Here is a 24917-nt window from a genome sequence, read left to right as displayed (position 1 = left end):
GCATTCTGTATACGTATATTTGGCAGATTGGCTTACGAGAAAGAAGCATACAGCTGAGCGTGCTCTACATCGAGAGCAGCTTCTCTTGCCGGACTGGAACATTGGCCCATTTCGGTGTATTTTTCTTTACTTTGGCAACCAATACGGTCATGTCATCATGAATATCCCCCGATCTGGTTCGAATCACCTCTTCTAATAATAAATCAGCAATTTCCTGCGGATCCTCCGTATCCATCTCTTTGATTTTCCGTTTAATCCAAATATCAATATTTTCCACGTCTTTCGGCCCGTCAAAAATGCCGTCACTCATCATGATTAATAAATCATTCGGCTTTAGCTGCTCACTGACAATATCTACATCAAATTCCTGAATAATCCCCATCGGCAAATTACTGGCCTCTATTTTTATCATGGAATTCCCTCTGCGGACAAAGCTTGGAGTCGAACCAATCTTTAAAAATTCGGCAGATGCATTATGCAAATCCACCACTGCTAAATCAAGCGTTGCAAACATCTCATCCGTGGTACGCAAAGCAAGAATCGAATTAATTGTTTTGATTGCTACCTTTTCTCGTATTCCAGTCTGCAAAATTTGCTGCAGTAAACGTAATGTCTCTGTACTTTCTTCCTTTGCACGCTTCCCGTTCCCCATCCCATCGCTGATAGCCATCGCAAACTTCCCTGCGCCCAGCTCAATGGTCGTAAAGCTGTCACCAGATACAAGCCCCCCTCCTTTTGCTGCATTGGCCGCCCCCGTCTCCACCTCAAAATCCCTTGCTGATCCAAAGACGAAGTGGCTGTAACCATAAGGGAAAGAAGAAATGTCTTCGTTCCTTACCACAATCATCTCATCGAGCAGCTCCGAAAGAACCGGAGCAATTAATTTTTCCCCTTCCCCATGATATTCGTAGAAACTTGTCGTTAGCTCAATATCTACATTTCCCTTCTCTAAGTGATAAATATCTAAGCGGACTAATTCTATCCCCATCTGTTTCAAAGCTTGAATAATTTGCGATTCCTGCAGCTCATGATGCTGCCGTTCCTTTAATATTTCTTTAGCAAAATCATTCATCACATCAGAAACACCCTGGAGCTGGTCAGAAACTAAGCGCTTACTTTCTGTCACCTGCTGTCTCAGCTGTTGGTTTGCCTTATAGAAGCTCATTTCTGACTGCATTGCCTCCTTGACTTGGCGCGATCGTACACAATGATTCTCAAATTCCTTCACGACATTTCGGTGGGGCTCCTGCCCGGCGGTAATATTCTGCTTCATCGTCTCCATAAGCGAATAGGTTTTATCAAATTCCTTCTGCCAGCATTTATTCTTTAAAAAGCAGTCCTGACATGTTTTTTCCGTTACCTGGCTTAAAAAGTAATCGGTATCCCGCTTCTCGTCTCTTTTTTCATCACTTAATGTCCTGTCTGTCACGGCAAAGCTTTTGGATAACGCCTGAAAGACATCGGAAAATTGTTCTACGCGTTTGGCAGTAACATTTCGGACCTTTTGCGAATACTGCTCCTGTTCATTTGTATATGCTTCTGTTCCCGGAATATAACGGGCGATTTGCTCCAGCCAGGATGCCGGTGTCATCAAAAATAGCAGCACAGCCATAAGTGATTCCGTTAACGACGGCAATAAAGCAACACTCTCCCCATAAACACCGATGAGTCCTGTCCCAATCAAAAGCCCCACCGCTGTTCCCGGTTTCTTTCCTTCCTTCAGCAATCCCCCGAGCACACCTGAAAATGCTAGCAGACTCATTTGATAGAGGTTGACCACATTGGCTAATGACAAGATCATTCCTGCCACCACCCCAACCGTTGAACCAATAGCAGCACCTCCAATAAAGGCAAACACCAAAACAAAATACCTTGAAAAAACATGCTCTAATGATGCGCCGTACACCTCCCAGCCGATAAACCCTGTTAATACCGAGGCAATCAGAATAATCAAGCAGACAATTTCTTCACTTTTTAAGGTGGGTTTATATCGTTTTGGTGATAATAACGGAATACTTTGCATAAATATAAGTACAAGGATTGCCCCAAGGACTCCCTCAACGGCCAGCATCATCCATTCAAAGGATGATATGGTGCCCTGGAGCGAATATAAAAACATCCGCGGCAGACTGGTTGCAAAAAAGACAGTAATGGGCAGCATCCACTGTTGATGCTTTAAAGATTTTGTTGCTGCCGAGATGAAGATAAATAAAATAAAAGCAATAAAAATATAAGCTACATGCTGCATCGAGTAAGTCAGCGCCCCTAATATAACAGCTATCATCGAACGGAAGGATTTTTCCCGATGGACAAGCCACATGCTCGCAATGAAAGCCACAGCAAACGGAGATACTGTCTGCAGGATGACAGCTCGTCCTAATAAAAAGCCTGTAATATAGAATAACCAGCCCTGTGCGATTAATATATGGTTGACCTTCGCAGTAATCTGTTCTCTCCATTTTCTCTTTTTACTTGCTTTCTCGATTGTAATGCTTCCCGATTCCACCCTTGGAATTGAACCTATCATTTTATCCACTCCCATCTTTCCAACTAGTAAAACATAGGTTGCTTTCTTTTTTTGTCAAAAAAACATGGCAGTTTCTAAAAATCGTTCGACGTAATCTTGGGAAGTTACCATCGTTTTACAAAAAGGGTGTACCTTAGGATATTCATCCAGTTTCATTAAAAAAGCAGAGGATACGTTGCTTTGCAAATCATATACGGGATTTTACTTCATTTTAAACCTCCGCATTTTTTTAAACATCGCTACATCATTTGTAGAAAAAGTGAGTGGAAATGCGGTTCTTTTTTATAACCTCGACAAGATAACCGAACTTTTCGAAATTAAGGAAGTAAACGCGGATTTTTTAGTTCGCGGGAATCATATCCGGAAGAATTTTAAAATAAGCTTCAAAAATTTATAGAGAAACTATTGACAGTTTATGCTGTCTGTTGTATGATTTTTCTTGTTGATTTCACTTGGCGGCGTAGCTCAGCTGGCGAGAGCGTACGGTTCATACCCGTGAGGTCGTGGGTTCGATCCCCTCCGCCGCTATCCTAAATAATTAAAAAACTCATCTCTTTAAAAAAGAGATGAGTTTTTTTGTGTAAACGAAATAAATTGATTTCATCATTCCATATGTTGACGGGAGGAGAAATCATCGTTACATGTAAAAAAGCAGGAACGAGCGTCCCTGCTTTTTCTATTTATCCATAGAGCATTATTAATAGACAGCAACTACTATCCTCTTCTGGCACCCCGTCCTCCGCGCTTGGATTCTGTGTGCTTCTTCAAAGAGGCTAAACGATCCTCGGAATCCTTCAGGAAACGATTCATTTTGGACTCGAAGTTCTCTGTGCGTTCTTTTTGACTCTTTTGACTTTTTGGACGTGCTTGTTGCGGGCGATCTTTCGCCTTTCTGATGGACAGGCCGATTTTGCCATCCTTTTCGACATTAATGACTTTAACTGTTACTTCGTCTCCAACTGTTAAATGCTCATTAATATCTTTAACATAGTTGTCAGCAACCTCACTAATATGAACGAGACCTGTTTTACCCTCTTCTAACTCCACAAAAGCTCCAAAATTAGTGATTCCGGTTACCTTTCCTTGCAGCTTGCTGCCTACTTCAATTGACATAAAAGAAATGCTCCTCCTTAAAAGATTAAATGTTCTTCAATATATAGTATATTAATCAAAATAAAAAGTGTCAATATGATGGGTCTTCATCCGGTAATTTAAATATAAGTTCTCCTTCATTTGAGAAGAAATAATTAGTTCTGGCAATCTCCAGAACATACTCTTCATCCTGCAGGAGTTCGATTTCATGATTTAAATCTGATTCTTGCTGCTCTAAATCTGCAAGCTGCTGTTCTAACTGTTCGTATTCTTCCATTTTGTCTGCCTTTGTTGCCCGCTGATTAAAATGATAGATGGACATACTTCCTACGATAACCGCTACAACTAATGCATACAGTACCAACCGTCTGGTAAGACGCTGTTTTTTTCTATTCTGCCGCTCTATGTACGCATCGTACTGGTGCACGGATTTAGATTGAAGCTTTGTTACTTTCTTCTTTCTTTCCTCCACAGCTTTACCTCCTTCGATAAGACTGAATCCATTTTGGGATGCTTAAAAAATCCACTTAATCATATTTTTTAAACACGTATTTATAAACTATATTCTTCATTTTACTATAAAATCCTGCTATTTGCAGAAAGAAATTTTGAATAGATTGTGGACAAAGGCGAAAAAGCCCTTTCCCTATCCACCGGAAAGGAGTAAATAAAAATAGACACAGCCATGTTATTATTTTGAAAACTCCCATCAAGATTGCCTTTATCATACGATAGAACGTCAAGAATATCCACTGCAAAGGAGAAATCAGCAAGAAATTTATTATTTTTTCTATACCCCGATAAATTGCTTTAAAAACACGAATCATATGCTCTAATAATTTTTTATACAGCTGCTTCGCCAAGGCCTGGTAAATAGAAAAACCAAAGAGACACGCTAACACAATATAAATCCTGAGCTCTCCTTGGTTGACTCGATATAATATATAAAATAAAATGCCGGCCTGGGTCATCCAAAATAATATTTCTAAAAAATAAGTTAAAAATAATCGTCCCTTCCAATAAATCGTGAAGCGCCGGAAGGTTTCCTGGGCAACACCTAAATAAAATCCACTTATAATCATCGTGATAAGTGTTAAAAATTGCGTAGATAACGTCATCGGAATATCTTGCTAAAGAACCCTTTAGCTTTCTCCTGCTGCTGATCATCTACATAGGAAAGCTCGTATATTTTTCCTTTAATGGTGACAATACCTTCTGTCACATCTAAATTCTTCAATTGCAGATTCTGTCCGCGGATAATCAAGTATCCCATCACCGTTTCTAAAAGGAATGCTTCATTATCAAAGCTGTCCACCTCTTTAACGCCCGTAATTTCAAGGTTTTTTCGTTTGTCTATTTTTACGGTATGCTCTAGTTCAACATGATTTCTTACATCTTTATTCTCATAATAATTCATATAAAAACCCTCCCTATCGTTAATAATTTATGATGGGAGGGACAAGTATAGAACTACATTTTTACTGCTCTATTTTTTCTTCTTTCACAATGGTGTAAAGGGTATCTGCTTCATCTTTACGGACATTTTCCCGCAGTGAATTTACTTTTACCGTAACCAATTTCTGGCCAAATCGAATAACAAGCTCATCCCCTTCAGAAAGGACGGAAGAAGCCTTCGCTGCGTTTCCGTTTACAGTGATTCTTCCTTGGTCTGCTACTTCTTTAGCTAATGTACGGCGTTTAATGATTCGGGATATTTTTAAAAATTTATCTAATCTCATCTTTCTTCTCCTCTCATCGCTTGATTTTTCTTCGCTTCTTCCCAATAAGCATCCATTTCCTGCAGAGAAGCTGTCTCAGGCGTCTGCCTCTTTTCTTCAAGCTTGTTTTCTATATATTGAAATCGGCTGATAAATTTCCGGTTGGCACGCTCCAGCGCAACCTCAGGATTGACTTTATAGTATCTGGAAATATTCGCTAAGACAAATAATACATCTCCCAGCTCCTCTTCCACATCCGTCAAATCTTTATCCTGAACAGCTTCGATAACTTCATCGATCTCTTCCTTCAATTTCTCCCATACTTCGTCTACATGACTCCATTCAAAGCCGACTTTTCCTGCTTTGGACACAAGCTTATATGCTTTAGCTAAAGCAGGCAGATGCGCAGGGATACCGTCCAGCACGGATTCTCTCTCTTTTCCTTTTTCCTGTTTTTTGAGCTCTTCCCAGTTCTCTAACACTGTTTCCTCAGTATCTGCTGTTGCTCCCCCAAAAACATGCGGATGGCGGTAAATCATTTTATCCGAAATCGACTGAATTACGTCATCTATCGTAAAATAACCATTGTCCTCGCCAATTTGACTATGCAATAAAATATGCATCAGCAAATCCCCAAGCTCCTCAACAATATGGTCATCATCTTCTTCATCAATCGCTTCAATCAGCTCATAGACCTCTTCAATCGTATGATGACGCAAGGATTCATGCGTCTGCTTCTTATCCCACGGACAGCCGTCAGGTCCGCGCAGAATCGCCATCACTTCACGTAAAAACGGGAAGGTATGGTGCAGATATCCTTTTGGAACCGGAGGGATATATAGCGTAGTCAAATTGCTGATTTCCATCCGGTGATCCAATTCCTCTAAACGAACTTTTTCAATTTTTTCCGCCCTGCTGCCAGCCGCTTCCACAATATAAACCTCATAATCAGGCGGCAAATCCTCCAATAAAGTCAGCTTGACCTCGGAGGCAATGAACATGTCATATACCTGACAAACAAATAAATGATTACCGAAATGAAGCTGATCACGTCTGAAATCTGTTCCGTCTACAAATTGAAATCCTTCAATAGGATCAATTTGCATGGCAGTAAATAAGTCATCTAAATAGCTTTGCCCGCCTGCAATCAATACCTCGACCTCGTTCTGCTCCAATAGAAGCTGAACGGTTTTCTCTGCCAGCATAGGATGGCCGGGAACAGCGTAGATAACGGTGTCCTCACTTGTTTTCGCAGCTTCTACAAGCTGTGCTGTAATACGGGCATACACCGTACCAAACTGCTCTTCTTCTTCATAAAGCGCATCAAAAGAAGTAAAAGAGACTCTCTCTGCTTCCAGCGCTTTGATAACGGGATGATCACTAGTTCTTGCATAAATCGTTTGCTGTGCTTGCGTTAATTTTCTATATATACCGAGCGGGAGCTGCTCTATATCTCCTGCGCCCAATCCAATAACCTCTATTTGCTTCAAGGTTTTTTCCTCCCTTTATGATAAATACGTAACAGGTACGCTGATTTTGGTAAAATACGAATTTGTGCTTCGGTTAATCCGCCTGTTTTTAGCAATACAAAGAGGAATAAACCTGCGCCTGATACCGAAATAAAAAGAACATATATCAGCAGCAGCAGCCTTATATCTATCACAAGTGCAGAAAACATTCTCTGCATTACCAAAAGGTATATAACCATCGATAAGCTCGCTGCAGCTAAGCTTTTCCATGACATTGAACGATATAATGACATGCTTGGCAATTTTCGATATAACTCGATTCCTACAAGCAATAATAACACACTGAGGCTTAAAACCGTTGCTATACCCGCACCATATACCTCAAAATGCGGAATAAGAATCAGGTTGCTGCCTACCTTCACTACAAAGGAAATACCGATAAATACAGCTGTTCGCACAATCATCCCCAAGCTTTGCAAAATCGATGCGCCGATAATCGAAATGGTAGACATGCCGATAGCCATAATCAATAATCTTAATTCGCTGGTACCCTGCATATTTTTATAAAGCAGCTGGTTGACCTCCGGGAAAATAATAAATAACCCTAACACAGCACCTATAGCGATAAAAATACCAACATGCATGGCTGTTTGAATATAATTCATTACTTGCTCCCGTTGGTTTTTTAATTTCTGATAATTAATCGCCGGTATAATCGCTAAAGCAATGGACGAACCAATAATGGTCACCACCTGAATCAGCGGCTGCCCCCGGTCAAACACGCCTTTCATTTCTTTAGCAGCTATCTCTGCTGCTCCGCTTGCCATTAATCTCGGCACAAATGTGAATGCATCTGCTAACTGCATGAATAAAAGTGTCATATGATTCATCGCCGCAGCTACCCCAAATAAAAGCAAGGTTTTCATATATTTTTTCCATGGGACAGCTTCCTCCAAGGAAAATGCTTTAACGCCTGCAGGGGAATGCTTTCGATTTTTATAATAAAAGCACAACAGCACAACAAGTGCACTGATCCCTCCCAGCAAGGACGCAAGCACAGCCGTCGTTCCAATGGCATCGATTTGAAAAATACCTTGGCTGACCAGCAGCGCTCCGGCAATAATAGTCCCTACACGAATAAACTGTTCTCCGATTTGCGAAAATGCAGTAGGTGCCATCTCATACTTTCCCTGCTGTATCCCCCGGAATAAAGCCAGAACAGGAACAATCAGGAACACGGCAGCTGTAACTTGATATAAACCGACAAAACGCTCATCCCCAGCTAATCGGGCTAATAATGGAGCTGTAAAATACACGATTGCAATAAGCAGGAGATGAAAGCTCCCAAGAATAAAAAGAATTGGCCGATAGAATCCTCTCCAGGAAAGCGCTCTTCCTTTTTCCAGCTCCGTTGCTGTTAGCGAGGAAATAGCAGAAGGGAATCCGTACAATGCAAGCATCGTAGCAATTCCCAATAATGGATAGAGCTGCTGATACATATAAAAGCCGATATCCCCTGTTAAGTTTTGCAATACAATACGATAAACAGCACTAAGCACTTTACTTATCAAACCGGCGATACTCAGTACCACCGCACCTTTAACCAGCCGGCTTGTTTCATTATCTGACATGATAAATTTTTCCTTTTCCAAATGAATTTCTCTCAGTATATCATATCAGGGAGAGAAGCACGTTGCTAAGAAAAACCAAGAAAAAAAGAAGCCTGTCTTCTAGATTGGAGGTAACCTAGAGAAAGCTTCTTCTAGCAAAAATAATAGTAAAAGTATGGTCTATTCCATTTGTTTCGCCAGGAAAACAGATGCCGTCTCTGCTGCCTTCTGCTCTACCTTGCTCAGTTTATCTTCTTTCGAAAAAATCATTACACAGCCGATGGGGTCGCCATTGGCAATAATCGGATGAATCGAATAAGAGTGCAGCTCCTGTTCATTTCCATCTACAATTTCCATCTGGGACTTATCCCCTTCATAAACAGGCGATCGTCCTTCAATAATATCAGTAATCTTACCGCTCAGCGATTTATTCAAATACTCTTTTTTAGATTCTCCCGCTACAGCAATAATTTCGTCCCGGTCAGTAATAATAACCGGTGCTTGCAAGGATTGAAACAATGCCTCCGCATATTCTTTCGCAAAATGACCCAGTTCACTGATTGGGGAATATTTCTTTAAAATAACCTCTCCTTCCCGGTCAACGAAAATTTCGAGGGGATCTCCTTCGCGAATACGCAAGGTTCTCCGGATTTCTTTTGGCACCACTACTCTTCCTAAATCATCGATACGTCGTACGATTCCTGTTGCTTTCATCTAAGTATCCTCCCTTTCTGAATGACGATTCTGACCTGGATGGAAGGACTTCCTTCCATGATTCATCACCGGTTGTTGTTATAGTATTAAACAACAAGAGATAACTATACATTCCAATTGAAATTTTTGTTATTTTATTTGGAATGTATAGGAAAATCCTCTGCTCCGGCCATGTTCTTCACATAAAAAAAGCTGCTCTCTTTTCGTAAGAAAGCAGCTTTTCACTGGTTTATCGTATCTTTAACGATTCACTTCGCTTAATTTTTTAATGAATTCAATAACGGTATCGTGCCGTTTATAAGCCTTGTCTTTGCTCCATTTGATACCTGCTTTTAAATTTTGATTTTCGGTGCCCAGACTGACTTGACGATCAAATTGATTCGCCGCTTCAAATAATTTAGAGCCGTCAATTTCCTGACTTCTTTCTTCATCGAGAAGCATCGTGATTTTTTGCGGCGCTTCTGTAATGGATTGTACACGCTGTTTCTTCGCATGCATTCTCATAATGCTTACCGTGAATAAATTCTCGACTTCTGCAGGATAATCTCCGAAGCGGTCAATTAATTCGTCTCTTAAATCCTGGACTGCTTCCGGGCTATCCACGTTTTGGAATTGCTTATACATTTCAATTTTCTGTTTCTCATCATTCAAGTATTCATCCGGAATATATGCATCGATTTTTAATGAAATCTCCGGTTCAAACGGCTTAATATCTTCTACTTCTTTTCCTTCTTTGCGGGCATCGATTGCATCCTTCAGCATTTGAGAGTACATATCAAACCCGACTGAATCAATAAATCCGTGCTGCTGTGCGCCGAGTAAATTTCCAGCACCGCGAATAGACAAATCGCGCATCGCAATCTTAAATCCAGATCCGAGCTCTGTAAATTCTTTAATGGCCTGCAATCGTTTTTCAGCTACCTCTGTTAATACCTTATCACGCTGATACGTGAAATAAGCATAAGCTACACGATTAGAACGTCCGACACGGCCTCTTAATTGGTAAAGCTGGCTCAGCCCCATACGATCGGCATGATTGACAATCAAGGTATTCACATTCGGGATGTCCACCCCTGTTTCAATAATGGTCGTACTGACTAAAATATCAAATTCCCCTTCAATGAAACCGAAAATAACATTCTCCAGTTCGGACTCATTCATTTGTCCATGCGCAATGGCTACCTTGGCATTTGGTACAAGCATGCCAATATCGCGGGCTGTTTTCTCAATATTTTCTACTCTGTTATGCAGGAAGAAAACCTGCCCCCCTCTGGACATTTCCCGATCAACAGCTTCCCGGATAAAGGATGGATTATATTCCATCACATAGGTTTGAATCGGAAATCTGTTTTCAGGCGGGGTTTCAATAACAGATAGATCCCTTACTCCCAGCATAGACATATGCAGTGTTCTTGGAATAGGTGTTGCTGTCAGCGTTAAAACATCGACATTGGTCTTCAGCTGTTTGATTTTTTCTTTGTGCTTCACACCAAACCGCTGTTCCTCATCGACAACAAGCAAGCCTAAATCCTTGTATTTTACATCCTTTGATAACAGACGATGTGTCCCTACCACAATATCCATATTTCCATCTTCCAGCCCTTTTACCGTTTCATTGGATTGCTTACGTGTGCGGAAACGGCTTAATAAACCAATGTTTACCGGGTAATCCTGGAATCTTTCGCGAATCGTCTCATAATGCTGCTGTGCCAGAATCGTTGTCGGCACCAGAATAGCAACCTGCTTTCCATCTGCCACTGCTTTGAAAGCGGCACGGATAGCAACCTCTGTTTTCCCGTAACCAACGTCCCCACAGAGCAAGCGGTCCATTGGTTTTACTTTTTCCATATCCTCTTTGATTTCTGTGATACACCGCAGTTGATCCTCTGTCTCCTGGTAGGCAAAAGACGCTTCGAATTCACGCTGTAATTCAGAATCTGGTGAGAAAGCGTAGCCTTGCCGGGATTCACGCTCCGAATATAACTTGATTAAATCATCAGCAATGTCTTCCACAGATCGCTGAACTTTGCGTTTTACCTTTGTCCATTCCGTACCGCCTAATTTATATAGCTTCGGTTCCTTTCCTTCAGAACCGACAAATTTCTGAACTAAATCAATTTGATCAATCGGCACGAACAGCTTATCGTCTCCAGAGTAACGGATCAGCATATAATCCTTATGCAGTTTGTTAACTTCTAACGTTTCAATCCCGAGATATTTCCCGACACCATGATTTGCATGAACTACATAATCGCCGACCTTGAGCTCTTGATAATTCTTAATGCGCTCTGCATTCGTAATCTTCGGTTGTTTTCTAGAGCGTTTCGTGCGCTGCTTGAACAATTCATTTTCGGTGATAATCGCCAGCTTATGCATCGGGAATTCAATCCCCGAATGCAGCTGCCCCACGATAACTGTCGGCTTTTGTATCGGCAGTTTTAATTCTTTTTCCACCTGTGTTTCAATATCATAATCTTCTAAAATAGAATGTACTTTTTCTGCGCGCTGTTCATTTGGTGTCAGAATAACAACCGAGTAATCTCCCTTTTCCCAGCGCTTCAATTCATTTTTAAATAAAGGCATCTGCCCATGAAATTCCTGCATCGTTCGTGTCGATAGATTAATAATATTTTGCGGGTTCGTATTTGGAATATGCCGCATAAACACGGACATATATACACGAGAATGGGAAATACCGTCTATCAGTGTATTCCAGCCAAAAGAAAATTGACTGCCCTGGACCATTTTATTTCCTTCCAGCAGCCCCGTATACCATTCCAGCTCTTCATGATCTAAATTGGTCGCTGTTTCCTGAATACGGCTCATTTCATCAAAAAAGACAACCCCATTCCTCGGCAAATAGTCTAACAAACTAGCTGGTTCATCATATAAATAGCCAATGTATTTATACATCCCCTGGAAACGGTTTAATTGTTTAAATTGTTCAATATCTTGTTCAATAACCTCCATAAGCTCTTCTTGATCAGAAGGTTTTTTGACTTTTTTCAATGTATCTGAAAGGGCATCCTCTAGCCGTTCTGCTACTTTCACCATTTCTTGTTTATCTATCAATAATTCTGTAGCAGGATGGATTGTTACCTCTTCTACTTTGTCTAAAGAACGCTGTGACTCCGCATCAAAATAGCGGATAGAATCTACCTCTTCATCAAATAGTTCAATCCGGATTGGATGCTCCTCCGTAATCGGATAAATATCAATAATTCCTCCCCGCTGGCTGAACTCACCAGGGGCGGTAACCATTGAGGCTCCTTCATAGCCCATTTCCACCAAGGAACGCAGATAGGCCTCTACCTCAATGTCTTTTCCTGTTTGAAATAGAAGCTGATATTTATTCCAATATACTTTTGGCGGCAGCATCCTTTTTAATGCTGCAACAGGAGCGATTAGTATCCCTTTATCTTTCTGTGTCCAAGCAGTTAATGCTTCAATCCGCTGAGCGCGCAATTCAGGGCTTGCTACAGCCATTTCGGAGGCTATTAACTCGTTGACAGGATAAAGATATACCCCCTCCTCATTTGTCAGCTCTGCTAAATCATCATACAGCTGCTGTGCCTGGGCAAGCTGGTGAGTAACAATTAATAAAGGACGATTCATGGATTGATGTATGGTGGATAAGAGCAGGCTTCTGGCAGAGCCGCTTAAGCCGGCAACCATCTGCTCCTTCATGCCTGCCAGCAATCCATCCATAATCGACTGAATATCTTCCTGTGATTTTAAATAATTATGAATTGCTTTCATTCGTATTTCCCCTCTAAATTGTTAAAGTATTTTAAAAAACGCGCTTTGTGCGTGAAAATAGTCGATAAAATATATTTTATTTTTAAGAAAATGGTATATACGGTCATAGGTCTATCCGGAAAATAATCATCAGACCGGAACCCATTCAGGCTATTGTAAAAAATGGTCCAATTCATGATAATCAGGATGCATATCAAGAGCCTGCTGACAGTATTCACAAATGACTTCTAAACGGAAATAGCCATCTTTTTCAGAGACTATCATTTCTGCTAAATCCTGTTCCTTCAGAAGTTCAAGGAATCGTAAGGTTATATCCATTTCTGTATGCTGCAGCACACCCAGCTCTTTTCCGCAATGTCGACAACCATAGTAGATAACCATCTCATTCACCTCGATTAAAATACAAAAATTTAGAGCGCAGCCTATTCCTTGCTCAGAGAGGATATCTGCACTTTTCATTTAGTTTTAACCGAGAGGAATAAGAATATACCCTGCTTCCATTTTCCACTCAAAAAGGTGGATGAATGGAACTTCCCCTTCAAACCAAAGGTATGCTTTATTGATTAAAATCATTCATCACTTCTACAAAAGGTTTGCCTTCTATCCACGCTTCAATAGCATCAGCTGCATCTTGAACACTTTGTTCAACCGCTTCTTTTTCATCTTTGGGAAACTTCCCTAATACATAATCTACGACAGGGGTCGCATTTACCGGTCTTCCTACCCCTAAACGTATTCGTTTAAATTCTTTCGTTCCTAAATGTTCAATTGTGGAACGAACTCCATTATGACCGCCATGGCCGCCCTTTTGCCGTAACCTGATTTTCCCTGTCGGCAAATCCAGATCATCATAAATAACGATCACGTCTTCTGTCTCTATGTCATAATAATCCATCAGCGGCCGAATAGACTCGCCTGACAAATTCATATAGGTTTGCGGCTGTAATAATACAATCTTTTCTCCATTGAAATGCTCGATAGCATAATCCCCGTGAAATTTCGAGTTATTCAGCTTCCATCCATGACGATCTAACAGCGCATCAATCGTGCGGAAGCCAATATTATGACGTGTCTTCTTATATTTCCTTCCAGGGTTTCCCAGCCCAACAATTAACTTCATCACCATACCCTCACTTTTCCCTGTCCACAATTTCTGTTAAACGCAATAACCCTTCTTTACGCATACCAGCATGGTATGCGTAAAGAAGGGAGGTATTACTTCTATATTGTTAACTTAAAAATTACTTTTCCTCTGAGTCAGATTTTTCTTTAATGACTTCCGGTTCTGCATTTTCATCTGCTTCTGTGTCTGTTTCTAAATCTTCTTCTGTAGTTGGAGGAACAACGGAAGCGATTGTCGTATCTGGATCATCTAAAAACTCATAGTTTCCAGTTACTTTCAAATCAGAAATAGATAAGCTTTCGTTCACATCCAGGTCAGAGACATCTACCACGATTTCCTCAGGAATATCTTTTGGTTTTGCACGGACTTGAATTTCATAAAACGGCTGCTGTAGTACGCCGCCTTCTTTTTCACCTTTTGATTCACCATCAAGGCGAACAGAAACATCAACGTCCATTTCTTCAGACATATTTACGATATAGAAATCGGCGTGAAGCAAATCATCTTTTATCGGATCTATTTGATAATCATGCAGCATCACATCTACCGTGTCGCCGCCTTCGACTTGAAGTGAAATGATTGCATTTCGTCCTTCATCCCGAACGGTTTTTACTAAATCAACGCTATCTACAGAAACTGTCTTAGCGTCTTTGTCCTTTCCGTAGACGACCGCTGGAATTCTACCGCTTTTTCTAATTTCGCTTGTTACTGATTTTGCAAGATCTTCTCTTTTTTTTGCGTTTAATTTTACTGCCATTCGTATCACCCTCCAAGTTGATTAAAAAAATAATATGAAACATTGTTTCTGCATATGTTGCATTATTTCTTTTTCTCAATAAAATAAACGGTCAATATAATACATACCCTAAAATGGAACAAGTTAAACCTTTAATCAAAAAGAATACTTACAGATTGCATTTCATGAACACGGATAATCGCTTCACCCAGCAGAGAAGCAACCGATAATTCGGTAATTTTATCAATACATTTTTCTTCCGGCAAAGGAATCGTATCTGTGACAACGAGCTCTTTGATTTTTGAATTGTCAATGCGCTCGATAGCTGGTCCAGAAAGTACCGGGTGGGTACAACAAGCATATACTTCTTTTGCGCCACTTTCAATTAATGCGTTCGCGGCTAAGGTAATTGTACCAGCTGTATCAATTAAATCATCAATTAAAATAGCTGTCTTCCCTTCAATATTACCAATAATATTCATCACTTCAGCAACATTAGGCTTCGGACGCCGTTTATCAATAATACCAATTGGGGCTTTTAAGCGGTCTGCCATTTTTCTGGCACGTACTACACCGCCATGGTCAGGAGAAACAACAATCACATCTTCTAAATTCTTCTGTTCGAAATAAGTAGCTAAAATAGGGACACCTTGTAAGTGGTCAATTGGAATATCAAAGAAGCCTTGAATTTGCGGTGCATGCAGATCAAGTGTAATCATTCGATTTGCTCCTGCTTTTTCAATTATATCTGCCATTAATTTTGCCGTAATCGGTTCGCGGGCTCTGGCTTTACGGTCCTGCCGAGCATAACCATAGTAAGGCATCACAATATTGATTGATTTGGCAGAAGCGCGCTTCAATGCGTCGATCATAATCAGCAGCTCCATAATATTCTGGTTTACCGGTGCTGAAGTAGACTGGATAACATATACGTCAGAACCACGCACACTCTCATCTATATTAATTTGAATTTCACCGTCACTAAATTGTGTTACGGTACATTTTCCTAATTTCGTTCCGATTTGAGCTGCAATACTTTCTGCTAATGCTGGATTCGAATTTAACGAAAATACTTTCAACGAAGCGTCCTTATAGTTGGATGACATTCCTCTAACCTCCATGACTTTGTTTGTAGTCTATTTTTTAAACTTCTTTGCATATCCTTCTTTATTTGATTGCTTCGATCTTGCAATGGATAATGCCTCATCCGGCACATCATTTGTAATTGTCGATCCGGCTGCCACATATGCACCTTTACCAATTGTAACCGGCGCAATTAAATTGGAGTTGCATCCAATAAACGAATCATCTTCTATTGTTGTCAGGAATTTATTTTTTCCATCATAATTTACTGTTATTGTACCACAACCGACATTTACACGCTCTCCCACATTAGCATCCCCTACATAACTAAGATGAGAAACCTTGCTGCTGTTGCCCAGAGTCGTTTTCTTCAGCTCTACAAAATTGCCAATTTTTGTGTCGTTTCCAACATTTGAGGCTGGACGGATATGTGCGTAGGGACCAATATTCACTCGATTCCCAATGCGGCTGTCAGCAGCAACACTGAATCGGATCGTTGTAGCTTCCCCAACTTCACAATCTTTTATTTCTGTATGCGGACCAATCTCTGAACCAGCCGCAATGGAGGTGTCCCCTTTTAAAACCGTTCCTGGATGAAGATACACATCTGCAGCAATTTTCACATCCGGACCGATATATGTATTATCAGGATCCACGATGGTCACGCCATTACGCATATGCGTCTCGTTAATACGCCGTTTCATAATTTTTTCCGCTTCACTTAATGCAACACGATCATTAATCCCTATCGTTTCATTAAATTCAGCTGCCACATAAGCGCTGATACGCTCTCCCTGGTCGCCTAAAATTTTAATGACATCAGGTAAATAATACTCCCCTTGTGCATTGTCATTAGAAACCGATTTTAAAGCTTCAAATAACGCTTTATTGTCAAAACAATAGGTTCCTGTATTAATCTCATTTATCGTTAATTCCTCTTCAGAAGCATCTTTATGTTCGACAATTTTCTCAACTTCCCCTGCATCATTTCGAACCACCCGGCCATATCCGGCAGGGTTATCTGCAAGTGCCGTCAATATACTTGCTTTAGAACCCGTCTGCTCATGATGTTCAAACAATTTTTGGAATGTTTCTGCACGAATCAAAGGGGTATCCCCGCAAGCTACAATGGTTACACCTTCTTTATTCTGTAACAGTTGTTCCGCCTGCATCACAGCATGTCCTGTGCCGAGTTGTTCTTCCTGCACGACAAAGTCACTGGACGCTCCAAGCTGCTCTCTTACTTGCTCTGCTCCAAATCCGACAATGGTAACTAATTTATCTAACCCAGTTTGTTGTAATTGATCCGCAACATGCTGTACCATTGGTTTGCCAACTACAGGATGAAGCACTTTATATAACTTTGATTTCATCCTTGTTCCTTGCCCAGCTGCTAAAATAACAGCAAATCGATTCGTCATTAGGAAACCTCCATCATCTCTAAATATCCATTTAAAAATATATCGTAAAAAAACCTTTATTTCAATAAAATAAAAGGTTTTATTTCTATATCTTATGTTATCATATTTTTATTTTTTTCGTGACCTCGCTTAACTAAAATACGAAAAAAACTTTCATTGCTGCGTTTATCGCAGGGTAACTGGTTGAGACAACGATTACCAATGTTGTCAGGTTCCCACTTTTAAAAAATCGTCCCATAAAATACCAGCTTTTCTTTTAAAAAGGACAAAAAAAAGAAGGCAAATCTTCATTCAGATTTCTACCTTCTCGCCCAATCGCCCTCCAACGTATGTTCAGGAAACACCGGCTTCTTCTTTATAGCCTAGCCCCTCTTCATTCTCACGTTCACGTTGATACTCCCCTAAAACAGCTTCTTGAATTTTTGAGCGTGTTCCAGAATTAATCGGATGAGCAATATCCCTAAACTCTCCGTCTGGCGTCCGCTTTGACGGCATTGCAACAAATAATCCACTATTCCCGTCGATGACACGGATATCATGGACAACAAACTCGTTGTCTAATGTGATTGAGGCAATGGCCTGCATTCTTCCATCTGTTTTTACGCGGCGCAATCTTACGTCAGTTACTTCCATGATGTTTCACCACCTTTTTCCTATTTCAAAAATCACCCTTTATACTTATACTACTTCAACATAAATTACAAAAATCCTTCTTATAAATACCAATAAAATAAAATATTTTAAATTTATTCTCCCGTGTACCTAAGAAATCATTTGTTTTCGACTTTTTTAGTCATTATTATCCACCTTTTTCTTCCAGGCACGATGATTGTCTAAATGCAATGAACACAGGTATAAAAAAAAGACCTTAATCTCTAAATTAGATTAAGATCTGAATTGTATGCCGTTTATTCCATTTGATAATTCCCCGGCAGTACAGACACATGATGATTCTGTATGTCGACAGGAGATATTTTTAAGAGGGACGTATAATCGGTAATCACTCTTTCATCTTCCTCATCATCTGCTTCTGCCAGTACTCCAACAGCCTGTACCGTTGCAGAGAATTCCTCCAAGAGGCTCTTTATTCCTGTAATCGTTCCTCCTGCTTTCATAAAATCATCGATGATACATACGTTTGAGCCATCAGGCAGACTGCGTTTTGGCAGCACCATCGTTTGAATTTTTCGGGACGATCCAGAAACATAGTTGATACTTACAGAGGACCCTTCTGTTACTTTCGGGTCTCTGCGCGCAATAACAACCGGCACATTTAAAAAGGATGCTGTAGCATACGCCAAAGGAATCCCCTTTGTTGCAACAGTGACAATCGCATCAATCTCTAAATGGGCAAAGCAGGAAGCGAAGGCACGGCCAATTTCCCGGACCATGGAAGGATCGCCAAGGATATCGCTCATGTACAGATACCCTCCCGGGAGAATGCGGGCAGGATCTTCTAACTTCTTCTGAAGCGTGGAGATAAACTCGCTGCTTGATTCTGCCGAGCTGGTAGCAATATATTTCACACCGCCGCCAGCCCCGGTTGTTCTCTCCAGATACCCCAATCCTTTTATTTGAAATACTTCATGTATAATATCTAAATCCTCACTTATCGATGACTTCGTTGTATCACAAAGCTCGACAAAGTAAGGCAATTGAATATGTTTCCTCGGGTTTTCTAAAAAGTACTCTGTTAACACAACCAATCGATTACTTCTTTTCAAACTCACACCTCAAATCCGAATGTTCTTTATATAATATAGCATTTTCATATGCATTTTAGCAATGCCTATCCTAACATTCGGATTAATTGTACGTCCTTGCAAAAGCCCCGCATACTGTTATAAATCCGCAGTGCCTTCCGGTGATGCTTCATTAAGCCAAACACGGTCGGCCCGCTCCCGCTCATCATCACACCTTCTGCTCCTGCCAGCTGCATCGCTTCCTTCAGCCGTGCAACTTCCGGATGCATGGAAAAAGTAATAGGCTCCAATGCGTTTCCCAGATGATTGCACAGCCTTGAAAAGTCTCTTTCCTCCAAGGCTGCCAGTACCTCTTTTGTATTTGGGTGCTGTAACTCCGGAATTTTAATTTGATCAAATACGGTATAGGAGGATACACCAATATCCGGTCTGGCAAGAACAACCCAGCAGGTAGGCGGGGCAGGCAAGAGTTCAATGCACTCGCCGTAACCTTTTGCTATCGCTGTTTTACTGTGAACGCAAAAAGCAATATCCGCTCCTAATTGCGATCCTAAATCAGCTAATTCAGCTAACGGGATATTCAGTCCCCATAATCGGTTTAATCCCCGTAAAACCGCTGCAGCATCAGCACTTCCACCAGCCAATCCAGCGGAAACAGGAATCGATTTATCAATTTGGATGTGAACACCTTTTTTGATATTGTACGTTTTCTTAAATAAAATTGCTGCTTGATATGCTAAATTCCGTTCATCGCTGGGAACATAACGGCTTTCCAAAGATAATTGAATTTTATCTGCAGGTAATTCCCGTAATTCTAAACGATCTGCTAAGTCTATCGTTGTCATGACCATTTCAACATCATGATAGCCATCCTCCCGCTTATTTAGTACATCTAATGATAAATTTATCTTAGCAGGCGCCTTCTCCATGACAAGCATCTTCAATCACATCCTCAAAGCGTTGGAAATTCGTTCACCTATTTGAAACCATAGCTACGTCCATAAAAATATGTTTTATTGTATCATAATCAAAACACGTAGGCTAATTTAGTTTAAGAAAGGGTTTCAAGGGCAGCCGAAAAAAGTTCCCGGTCAAGCTTTCCAGTCTCCTGAAGCCGGGAACAGAACTGCGTTAAAACAAAAAAGCAAGCCCGGTCAGGACTCGCTCTTTTTCATACTTTCTTCTGCCATTTCTATCGCCCGTTTCACCATATTACCGGCATCACGAGCTTTTATTCCTCCCCAGCCTTCCTGCTGTACCGTATCGTAAAATCCTAATTCTTTCGCTATTTCTTCTTTCATTTGTGCGGACATAATCCCTCGTCTACCCATATAAAAGCTCCCCTTTACGAATGAAGTTTTATTTTATCGACAGGCAATTATAGCTTATGTACTTTTCCTCCATTCAATCGCAAAAGAATTAACCAAGAGAACCATTTTCTGTTCTTTTTACCCAATATAAAAAACAGCAGACAATATGCTTGTCTACTGTTTAAAAAATACCGCTGAACTTCCTTCCACAAAATTCAGCTCCACCGTTTCTGTCAATATGTCTGTATAGCTGTATGAAACCCGTTCGAATGCATTCTCGTCCTGGTCAAGCTCAACAATGAAAACAGAGGGATATGTCTCCGCTAGAACACCGCATCTTTCAACGGTTTTCCGTCTTCCGCCATTCGCTCTGAGCCTTAACCGTTTACCTACCTGACCATCTAGACCTTGCTTGATTTCGATCAACGTTTTGCCCACTACACTCCACCTCACATACATTTATTTTAGCATATACGCCGATGAAATGTCAAGCAAAACAAACAATTATATCAGCATATGTTTTAGATTGTCAACTATTTATTTTGTCTATTTCTGATATTATTTGTCATGATGCTATTTTTATACATAAATTGTCACAAAAAAATGCATAAGAGGCTGATTTTATAAAAATTACAAAAAAATAACTAATCAGAATGGTCTAATTACAGGTTCCAATTCCTTGGAAAGAAGGAGGAACAAAAGCACACCTCTTATTCCCATTACTGCCTTTTCTAAGCAGTTTTTGAGATTATAATTCATCTTCGTCCTCATTCGCTAAGTAAGGCATGCCTGTTCGTAATAATCCCCTTGTCTGTATTCCTCCTAATCCTTTTTCTCCCGTTAACGTATTACGGAGCGCTTCCCACACCGATACACTTTCCATAAATGACGTGTACGCTACCTTTGCGACAATATAGACTGGATCCAGGGCATGAATATTGACTCTGGACGGTGAGCTGGCAAAATTGGATCCCGCACGAATCAATGACTCAAAATGCGATTGGCATGCTCCTGCAAAAATGACGAGCTGATCCAGATTCGGATAAACGTTCCTCGCTTCCCGCACAGCCTCTACAAAATATTTAGAATGGCGGTAGGCACTTAAATCATGCTTCATCCCCTTATTATGTGAATAAGCATCGTGGCCCGTAATAACCATAATATCCGGCTGGATTTTCTCAAGCAGATCTTTTATTTGAAAAGGCATTTCTGTTTCCGTTAAGTGAACACCATGCACTTGCAGCCCAATACGCTGATATAATTGGATACACTTTCTTAAATAGGACGGATCTCCATCAATATGAAGGACTTTTGCCGGCAATTGAAAATAATTTGCAGCATCCGTATAACCTTCTGTTGCTTCATAATTTCTTTTTTCTTTCATCATTTGATAGTCCTGACGAAATAATCGATAGGAGGATTCTTGTTTTTCTCTGTCCACTGCTTTTCTTTTTTTATGCTCTCTTTGATCCACTAACGTTAAATCGGATAGAGCTGCATCTGCTTTTAATCGCAGTTCTTCCCCATGAAGGACAGCAGCTCCTTTTTTGACCTCTGCCACACGAAATAATAAATCATGATTATATGATTTCCTTGTTACTAATGCACCCTTCTGTATATCCATCGCTGCACCTCTCACCTTTTACTCTTTGTCATTGTATGAATAAAAGCACAGCTCTGTTCCAATCATAAGAAAAAACAAGAACACCGCTTGAGCTTTAAAACTTCAGTGTTCTTGCCAAAGAGATGTCCGCTACGGGAAGTCGCTTTCCGCGGGCAACGTTCAGCCGCACGGTAAGAAAACCGCTTCCTGCTCAGGTCTACCTGTTGCTTTTCCCGCAGGAGTCGACAACATCCGCTCCCATCTAAGTGGAATTATGTTTTATTTGCTTTTTCACAAGGAAATAACGCAAATTCTAGCGACGGTTTTGATGGGACGAGTAATCGCAATGGTTTTCGGTGGGACGAGTAATCGCAGTCCCAGCCCCAGGGGGAAGACCCCGCAGGAAAAAAAGTGTTCTTCTTTTTTTCTACCCGCGGGGCATAAGTGCGACTATGCTTCTGTCTGCGCCTGACGGCTTGCCAATCAGCAAGTCTTCTTTTCACCCTCGGGGTATAAGTGCGACTTTAGCTCTGTCTGCGCCTGTCGGCTTGCCAATCGCTAAGTCTTCTTTAAAGGAGATGAGCTCGGGGCCCACGGAAAGCGGAGTGTATTTCTGGGGCCTAAGATTACTCACCCCATGAAACCCGTTGGAGCGGCTATATTCAGCATTTTTTATGCTTTCTTATTCTTTAAAAAAACTGATCAAAAGATTATATCTTCTGATCAGTTTTTTGGAAGCTCTTTATGGATTACATTTGCCAAGGATGCAAATTCCTCCATGGTTAAGGTTTCACCGCGTCTTCCTCCATCTATTGCTGTGTTTTCTAGGAAGGTTTCTATTTGCTTTTTTGCAAATTTATCCTGCAAAAATCGGTTTAAGTTATTACGGAGGGTTTTTCTTCTTTGAGCAAAGCTTGCTTGAATCAATTCAAAAAAGAAATCTACATTATCTACTTGAACAGGCGGTTCTTTGCGCATCACAAGCTTTAACACACTGGAATCGACATTAGGCTGCGGCATAAACACCTGCTTCGGCACATTTAAAACGACACTGGCTTCCGTATAGTATTGTACGGCAATGCTAAGCGAGCCATAGCTTTTGGTATTTGGGACAGCAGCCATTCTATCCGCTACTTCTTTTTGGATCATCACAGTCAGGCTGGTAACCGGAAGCTGATCACGTACAAGCTTCATCAAAATTGGTGTCGTAATATAGTAAGGAAGATTAGCAACGACATGAATATCCTGACCTTCCTCGAAATGTGTCTGAATCACTTCTTCTACATTCGCCTTTAAAATATCATGATGAATAATTTCTACATTATCGTAATCGGCTAACGTCTCTTCTAAAATCGGGAGCAGGCGCTGGTCAATCTCAAATGCAACAACCTTGTCTGCATGAATAGCTAATTGCTCCGTTAAAGCACCCATTCCAGGTCCAATTTCAATAGCTCCTGTTTCCTTTGTTATCCCCGCTTGATGGATAATATTTTCCAATACATTCACATCAATCAGGAAATTTTGTCCTAAGCTCTTTTTAAATGCAAAACCATATTTGTTCAGCAGTTCTTTTGTTCTCGTCGGTGTTGCAATAAATTTTTTAGACATCCTGCTCCTCCTGCTCTATAACTTCCATCGCTTCCTCCAATTGTTTCTTGGGAATTTGGAATTGGGTAAGGCGTTTTAACAGCTGCTTTCCATTGGTATGTCCAATATGCAAAAGCTCTCCCAGACGTTTTCTCCGTCCGGCCGCCTTCTTACCTCCAATTAATCCATAATCAATCAGGTCTGCTTTGTTAATATCGCTATCCGAAAAATCCGCTAGTTCATAAACATCCGCAAGTGCTTTTTGAATATCCTCCACAGAGGCATGTTCAATACCTAAGCTTTTATTCATGGAATGCTTTGCCTTTGCCTGATCTCTTCGTAAAAAAGCGTGCTTGCAGCCGGGGATTGCCTGATTAATTAAGTGCCTGATCCGCTCGCCCGGATAATCCGGATCTGTAAACACAATCACTCCGCGCTTTTCTTTTGCATGACGAATTTTATCGAGCGTTGCTTTGTTCACTGCAGAACCATTTGTTTCAATCGTATCTGCATCCACAGCAAGTCTGATTCGTGTTGTGTCGTCCCGTCCTTCTACTACAATCATTTCTTTTATCTTCAATCGATTTCCTCCACTTTATTCCATAATACGACAGATTTAATCAATTTTAAAAAATCGTTTCGCATTTTCAGTTGTAATATTTCCAATTTCCGCTGTATTCATGTCACGTAATGCCGCAATATCTTCCGCTACACGTACTACATATGCCGGCTCATTTCTTTTTCCACGGTATGGATGCGGTGCTAGAAATGGGGCATCTGTTTCAATCAGCAGACGGTCTAAAGGGACCTGCTTTGCTACTTCCTTCGGCAACGGAGCATTCTTGAAGGTTACCGGACCGCCTAAGGAAATATAAAAATTCATATCCAGACATGTCTGGACATATTGGACAGAATCATTGTAACAATGCATGATGCCGCCAACCTCTGCAGCGTTCTCTTCCTGCAGGATAGCAATAATATCCTCCGTCGCTTCCCGGTTATGAATAATAATCGGCATTTTTACTTTTTTAGCAAGTGCGATTTGCTGACGAAAGACCTTCTTCTGTACATCTTTCGGTGATTTATCCCAATGATAATCCAAGCCCATCTCGCCAATTGCGACCACTTTAGGATGTGCTGTTAATTCTTCGATCCATTCCAATTCTTTCTCTGTCATATCGATTGCATCAACAGGATGCCAGCCTACTGCTGCATAAATATTCTCATGTGCTTCCGCAATTTCAATAGCGAGCGGGATGGTTTCATGATCAAAACCAACCACGACCATATACTCCACACCTGCATCCTTTGCACGCTGAATGGTCTCTTCTCTATCTTCAGCAAACTGCCTTGCGTTTAAATGAACATGTGTGTCAAATAACATTCTAATCATCCTTTTTTGTTCTTATATCGAAAAGGAAGGAGCTGACATGAACACGATGACAGCTCCCTTCCATCTATT

The 24917-nt window shown here is 40.8% G+C and carries 24 protein-coding genes and 1 tRNA gene; 1 reads left to right on the top strand and 24 read right to left on the bottom strand.

Going from position 1 to position 24917, the window contains the following annotated elements; genetic code table 11:
- Positions 1-64: 64 nt before the first annotated feature.
- Entirely contained in the window at positions 65-2527 is a 2463-nt protein-coding gene (gene spoIIE, locus MKX55_RS00375) for a stage II sporulation protein E (protein ID WP_339235327.1), read from the bottom strand.
- Between the two features lie 454 nt (positions 2528-2981).
- Between spoIIE and MKX55_RS00370 the strand changes: the two genes are divergently transcribed.
- Positions 2982-3055: transfer RNA gene (locus tag MKX55_RS00370), tRNA-Met, on the top strand.
- A gap of 186 nt (positions 3056-3241) precedes the next feature.
- Here the strand turns inward: MKX55_RS00370 and MKX55_RS00365 are convergent.
- The 23 genes from MKX55_RS00365 to MKX55_RS00255 all read right to left on the bottom strand — a co-directional run bounded on the left by MKX55_RS00365 (position 3242) and on the right by MKX55_RS00255 (position 24839).
- Entirely contained in the window at positions 3242-3640 is a 399-nt protein-coding gene (locus MKX55_RS00365; RefSeq protein ID WP_042528562.1) for a S1 domain-containing RNA-binding protein, read from the bottom strand.
- 70 nt (positions 3641-3710) lie between these two features.
- Positions 3711-4091, bottom strand: coding sequence for a septum formation initiator family protein (locus MKX55_RS00360; protein ID WP_042528563.1), 381 nt, complete (start codon positions 4089-4091; stop codon positions 3711-3713).
- Between the two features lie 55 nt (positions 4092-4146).
- Complete coding sequence (gene yabQ, locus MKX55_RS00355; RefSeq protein WP_193065212.1) at positions 4147-4737, bottom strand: spore cortex biosynthesis protein YabQ; 591 nt, start codon at positions 4735-4737, stop codon at positions 4147-4149.
- On the bottom strand, positions 4734-5036 hold the full coding sequence (gene yabP, locus MKX55_RS00350) for a sporulation protein YabP (protein WP_042528565.1): 303 nt from the start codon (positions 5034-5036) through the stop codon (positions 4734-4736). The genes yabQ and yabP overlap by 4 nt, the downstream gene beginning before the upstream one ends.
- A 61-nt stretch (positions 5037-5097) precedes the next feature.
- Positions 5098-5358: an RNA-binding S4 domain-containing protein gene (locus tag MKX55_RS00345; protein WP_042528566.1), complete on the bottom strand. Its 261-nt coding sequence runs from the start codon at positions 5356-5358 to the stop codon at positions 5098-5100.
- On the bottom strand, positions 5355-6827 hold the full coding sequence (gene mazG / locus MKX55_RS00340; RefSeq protein WP_339235325.1) for a nucleoside triphosphate pyrophosphohydrolase: 1473 nt from the start codon (positions 6825-6827) through the stop codon (positions 5355-5357). Before mazG ends, MKX55_RS00345 begins: the two co-directional genes overlap by 4 nt.
- Complete coding sequence (locus MKX55_RS00335) at positions 6824-8437, bottom strand: polysaccharide biosynthesis protein (protein ID WP_339235323.1); 1614 nt, start codon at positions 8435-8437, stop codon at positions 6824-6826. The genes mazG and MKX55_RS00335 overlap by 4 nt, the downstream gene beginning before the upstream one ends.
- Positions 8438-8596: 159 nt before the next feature.
- Positions 8597-9130 (bottom strand): stage V sporulation protein T, encoded by a 534-nt coding sequence (gene spoVT / locus MKX55_RS00330; protein WP_042528568.1) that lies wholly within the window; start codon positions 9128-9130, stop codon positions 8597-8599.
- Positions 9131-9370: 240 nt separating this feature from the next.
- A complete protein-coding gene (gene mfd, locus MKX55_RS00325; RefSeq protein ID WP_193065209.1) occupies positions 9371-12889 on the bottom strand; it encodes a transcription-repair coupling factor in 3519 nt (1172 codons plus the stop codon).
- 150 nt (positions 12890-13039) lie between these two features.
- Entirely contained in the window at positions 13040-13270 is a 231-nt protein-coding gene (locus MKX55_RS00320) for an anti-sigma-F factor Fin (RefSeq protein WP_339181321.1), read from the bottom strand.
- 175 nt (positions 13271-13445) lie between these two features.
- Positions 13446-14009 carry an aminoacyl-tRNA hydrolase gene (gene pth / locus MKX55_RS00315; protein ID WP_042528570.1) on the bottom strand — a complete coding sequence of 188 codons (564 nt, stop codon included), beginning with the start codon at positions 14007-14009 and terminating at the stop codon, positions 13446-13448.
- A gap of 121 nt (positions 14010-14130) precedes the next feature.
- The gene (locus tag MKX55_RS00310) at positions 14131-14769 is read right to left on the bottom strand and encodes a 50S ribosomal protein L25/general stress protein Ctc (protein WP_339181318.1); all 639 of its coding nucleotides are present in this window, start codon (positions 14767-14769) and stop codon (positions 14131-14133) included.
- A gap of 131 nt (positions 14770-14900) precedes the next feature.
- Complete coding sequence (locus MKX55_RS00305) at positions 14901-15854, bottom strand: ribose-phosphate diphosphokinase (RefSeq protein ID WP_042528572.1); 954 nt, start codon at positions 15852-15854, stop codon at positions 14901-14903.
- Between the two features lie 30 nt (positions 15855-15884).
- Entirely contained in the window at positions 15885-17252 is a 1368-nt protein-coding gene (gene glmU / locus MKX55_RS00300; RefSeq protein ID WP_339181315.1) for a bifunctional UDP-N-acetylglucosamine diphosphorylase/glucosamine-1-phosphate N-acetyltransferase GlmU, read from the bottom strand.
- Between the two features lie 333 nt (positions 17253-17585).
- Positions 17586-17885 (bottom strand): septation regulator SpoVG, encoded by a 300-nt coding sequence (gene spoVG / locus MKX55_RS00295; protein ID WP_042528574.1) that lies wholly within the window; start codon positions 17883-17885, stop codon positions 17586-17588.
- Positions 17886-18160: 275 nt separating this feature from the next.
- Positions 18161-18976, bottom strand: coding sequence for a pur operon repressor (gene purR, locus MKX55_RS00290; RefSeq protein ID WP_339181312.1), 816 nt, complete (start codon positions 18974-18976; stop codon positions 18161-18163).
- Positions 18977-19041: 65 nt separating this feature from the next.
- Positions 19042-19893 carry a 4-(cytidine 5'-diphospho)-2-C-methyl-D-erythritol kinase gene (gene ispE, locus MKX55_RS00285; protein ID WP_193065204.1) on the bottom strand — a complete coding sequence of 284 codons (852 nt, stop codon included), beginning with the start codon at positions 19891-19893 and terminating at the stop codon, positions 19042-19044.
- A gap of 216 nt (positions 19894-20109) precedes the next feature.
- Positions 20110-20286, bottom strand: coding sequence for a small, acid-soluble spore protein, alpha/beta type (locus MKX55_RS00280; protein ID WP_084612794.1), 177 nt, complete (start codon positions 20284-20286; stop codon positions 20110-20112).
- Positions 20287-20439: 153 nt separating this feature from the next.
- The gene (locus MKX55_RS00275; RefSeq protein ID WP_042528577.1) at positions 20440-20703 is read right to left on the bottom strand and encodes a Veg family protein; all 264 of its coding nucleotides are present in this window, start codon (positions 20701-20703) and stop codon (positions 20440-20442) included.
- A gap of 310 nt (positions 20704-21013) precedes the next feature.
- Positions 21014-21889, bottom strand: a complete 876-nt coding sequence (gene yabG, locus MKX55_RS00270) for a sporulation peptidase YabG (protein ID WP_339235321.1) — start codon at positions 21887-21889, stop codon at positions 21014-21016.
- A 702-nt stretch (positions 21890-22591) separates the two neighbouring features.
- The gene (gene rsmA, locus MKX55_RS00265) at positions 22592-23476 is read right to left on the bottom strand and encodes a 16S rRNA (adenine(1518)-N(6)/adenine(1519)-N(6))-dimethyltransferase RsmA (RefSeq protein WP_339235319.1); all 885 of its coding nucleotides are present in this window, start codon (positions 23474-23476) and stop codon (positions 22592-22594) included.
- Positions 23469-24035, bottom strand: coding sequence for a ribonuclease M5 (gene rnmV, locus MKX55_RS00260; RefSeq protein WP_193063803.1), 567 nt, complete (start codon positions 24033-24035; stop codon positions 23469-23471). The genes rsmA and rnmV overlap by 8 nt, the downstream gene beginning before the upstream one ends.
- A 36-nt stretch (positions 24036-24071) precedes the next feature.
- Positions 24072-24839: a TatD family hydrolase gene (locus tag MKX55_RS00255; RefSeq protein ID WP_339235316.1), complete on the bottom strand. Its 768-nt coding sequence runs from the start codon at positions 24837-24839 to the stop codon at positions 24072-24074.
- Positions 24840-24917: the final 78 nt, after the last annotated feature.

This window comes from Oceanobacillus sp. FSL W7-1281 (assembly GCF_037969835.1).
Classification (GTDB): Bacteria; Bacillota; Bacilli; order Bacillales; family Amphibacillaceae; genus Oceanobacillus; species Oceanobacillus oncorhynchi.
Note: the sequence above shows the minus strand (reverse complement) of the source record. Positions and strands in the feature narration are given on the sequence as shown.

Bases quoted from the DNA above. Each gene is read 5' to 3' on its own strand.
- spoIIE (WP_339235327.1), bottom strand. From the start codon at position 2,527: ATGATAGGTTCAATTCCAAGGGTGGAATCGGGAAGCATTACAATCGAG.
- MKX55_RS00365 (WP_042528562.1), bottom strand. From the start codon at position 3,640: ATGTCAATTGAAGTAGGCAGCAAGCTGCAAGGAAAGGTAACCGGAATC.
- yabQ (WP_193065212.1), bottom strand. From the start codon at position 4,737: ATGACGTTATCTACGCAATTTTTAACACTTATCACGATGATTATAAGT.
- yabP (WP_042528565.1), bottom strand. From the start codon at position 5,036: ATGAATTATTATGAGAATAAAGATGTAAGAAATCATGTTGAACTAGAG.
- MKX55_RS00345 (WP_042528566.1), bottom strand. From the start codon at position 5,358: ATGAGATTAGATAAATTTTTAAAAATATCCCGAATCATTAAACGCCGT.
- MKX55_RS00335 (WP_339235323.1), bottom strand. From the start codon at position 8,437: ATGTCAGATAATGAAACAAGCCGGCTGGTTAAAGGTGCGGTGGTACTG.
- spoVT (WP_042528568.1), bottom strand. From the start codon at position 9,130: ATGAAAGCAACAGGAATCGTACGACGTATCGATGATTTAGGAAGAGTA.
- mfd (WP_193065209.1), bottom strand. From the start codon at position 12,889: ATGAAAGCAATTCATAATTATTTAAAATCACAGGAAGATATTCAGTCG.
- MKX55_RS00320 (WP_339181321.1), bottom strand. From the start codon at position 13,270: ATGGTTATCTACTATGGTTGTCGACATTGCGGAAAAGAGCTGGGTGTG.
- pth (WP_042528570.1), bottom strand. From the start codon at position 14,009: ATGAAGTTAATTGTTGGGCTGGGAAACCCTGGAAGGAAATATAAGAAG.
- MKX55_RS00310 (WP_339181318.1), bottom strand. From the start codon at position 14,769: ATGGCAGTAAAATTAAACGCAAAAAAAAGAGAAGATCTTGCAAAATCA.
- MKX55_RS00305 (WP_042528572.1), bottom strand. From the start codon at position 15,854: ATGTCATCCAACTATAAGGACGCTTCGTTGAAAGTATTTTCGTTAAAT.
- glmU (WP_339181315.1), bottom strand. From the start codon at position 17,252: ATGACGAATCGATTTGCTGTTATTTTAGCAGCTGGGCAAGGAACAAGG.
- spoVG (WP_042528574.1), bottom strand. From the start codon at position 17,885: ATGGAAGTAACTGACGTAAGATTGCGCCGCGTAAAAACAGATGGAAGA.
- ispE (WP_193065204.1), bottom strand. From the start codon at position 19,893: ATGCTTGTCATGGAGAAGGCGCCTGCTAAGATAAATTTATCATTAGAT.
- MKX55_RS00280 (WP_084612794.1), bottom strand. From the start codon at position 20,286: ATGGGTAGACGAGGGATTATGTCCGCACAAATGAAAGAAGAAATAGCG.
- yabG (WP_339235321.1), bottom strand. From the start codon at position 21,889: ATGGATATACAGAAGGGTGCATTAGTAACAAGGAAATCATATAATCAT.
- rsmA (WP_339235319.1), bottom strand. From the start codon at position 23,476: ATGTCTAAAAAATTTATTGCAACACCGACGAGAACAAAAGAACTGCTG.
- MKX55_RS00255 (WP_339235316.1), bottom strand. From the start codon at position 24,839: ATGTTATTTGACACACATGTTCATTTAAACGCAAGGCAGTTTGCTGAA.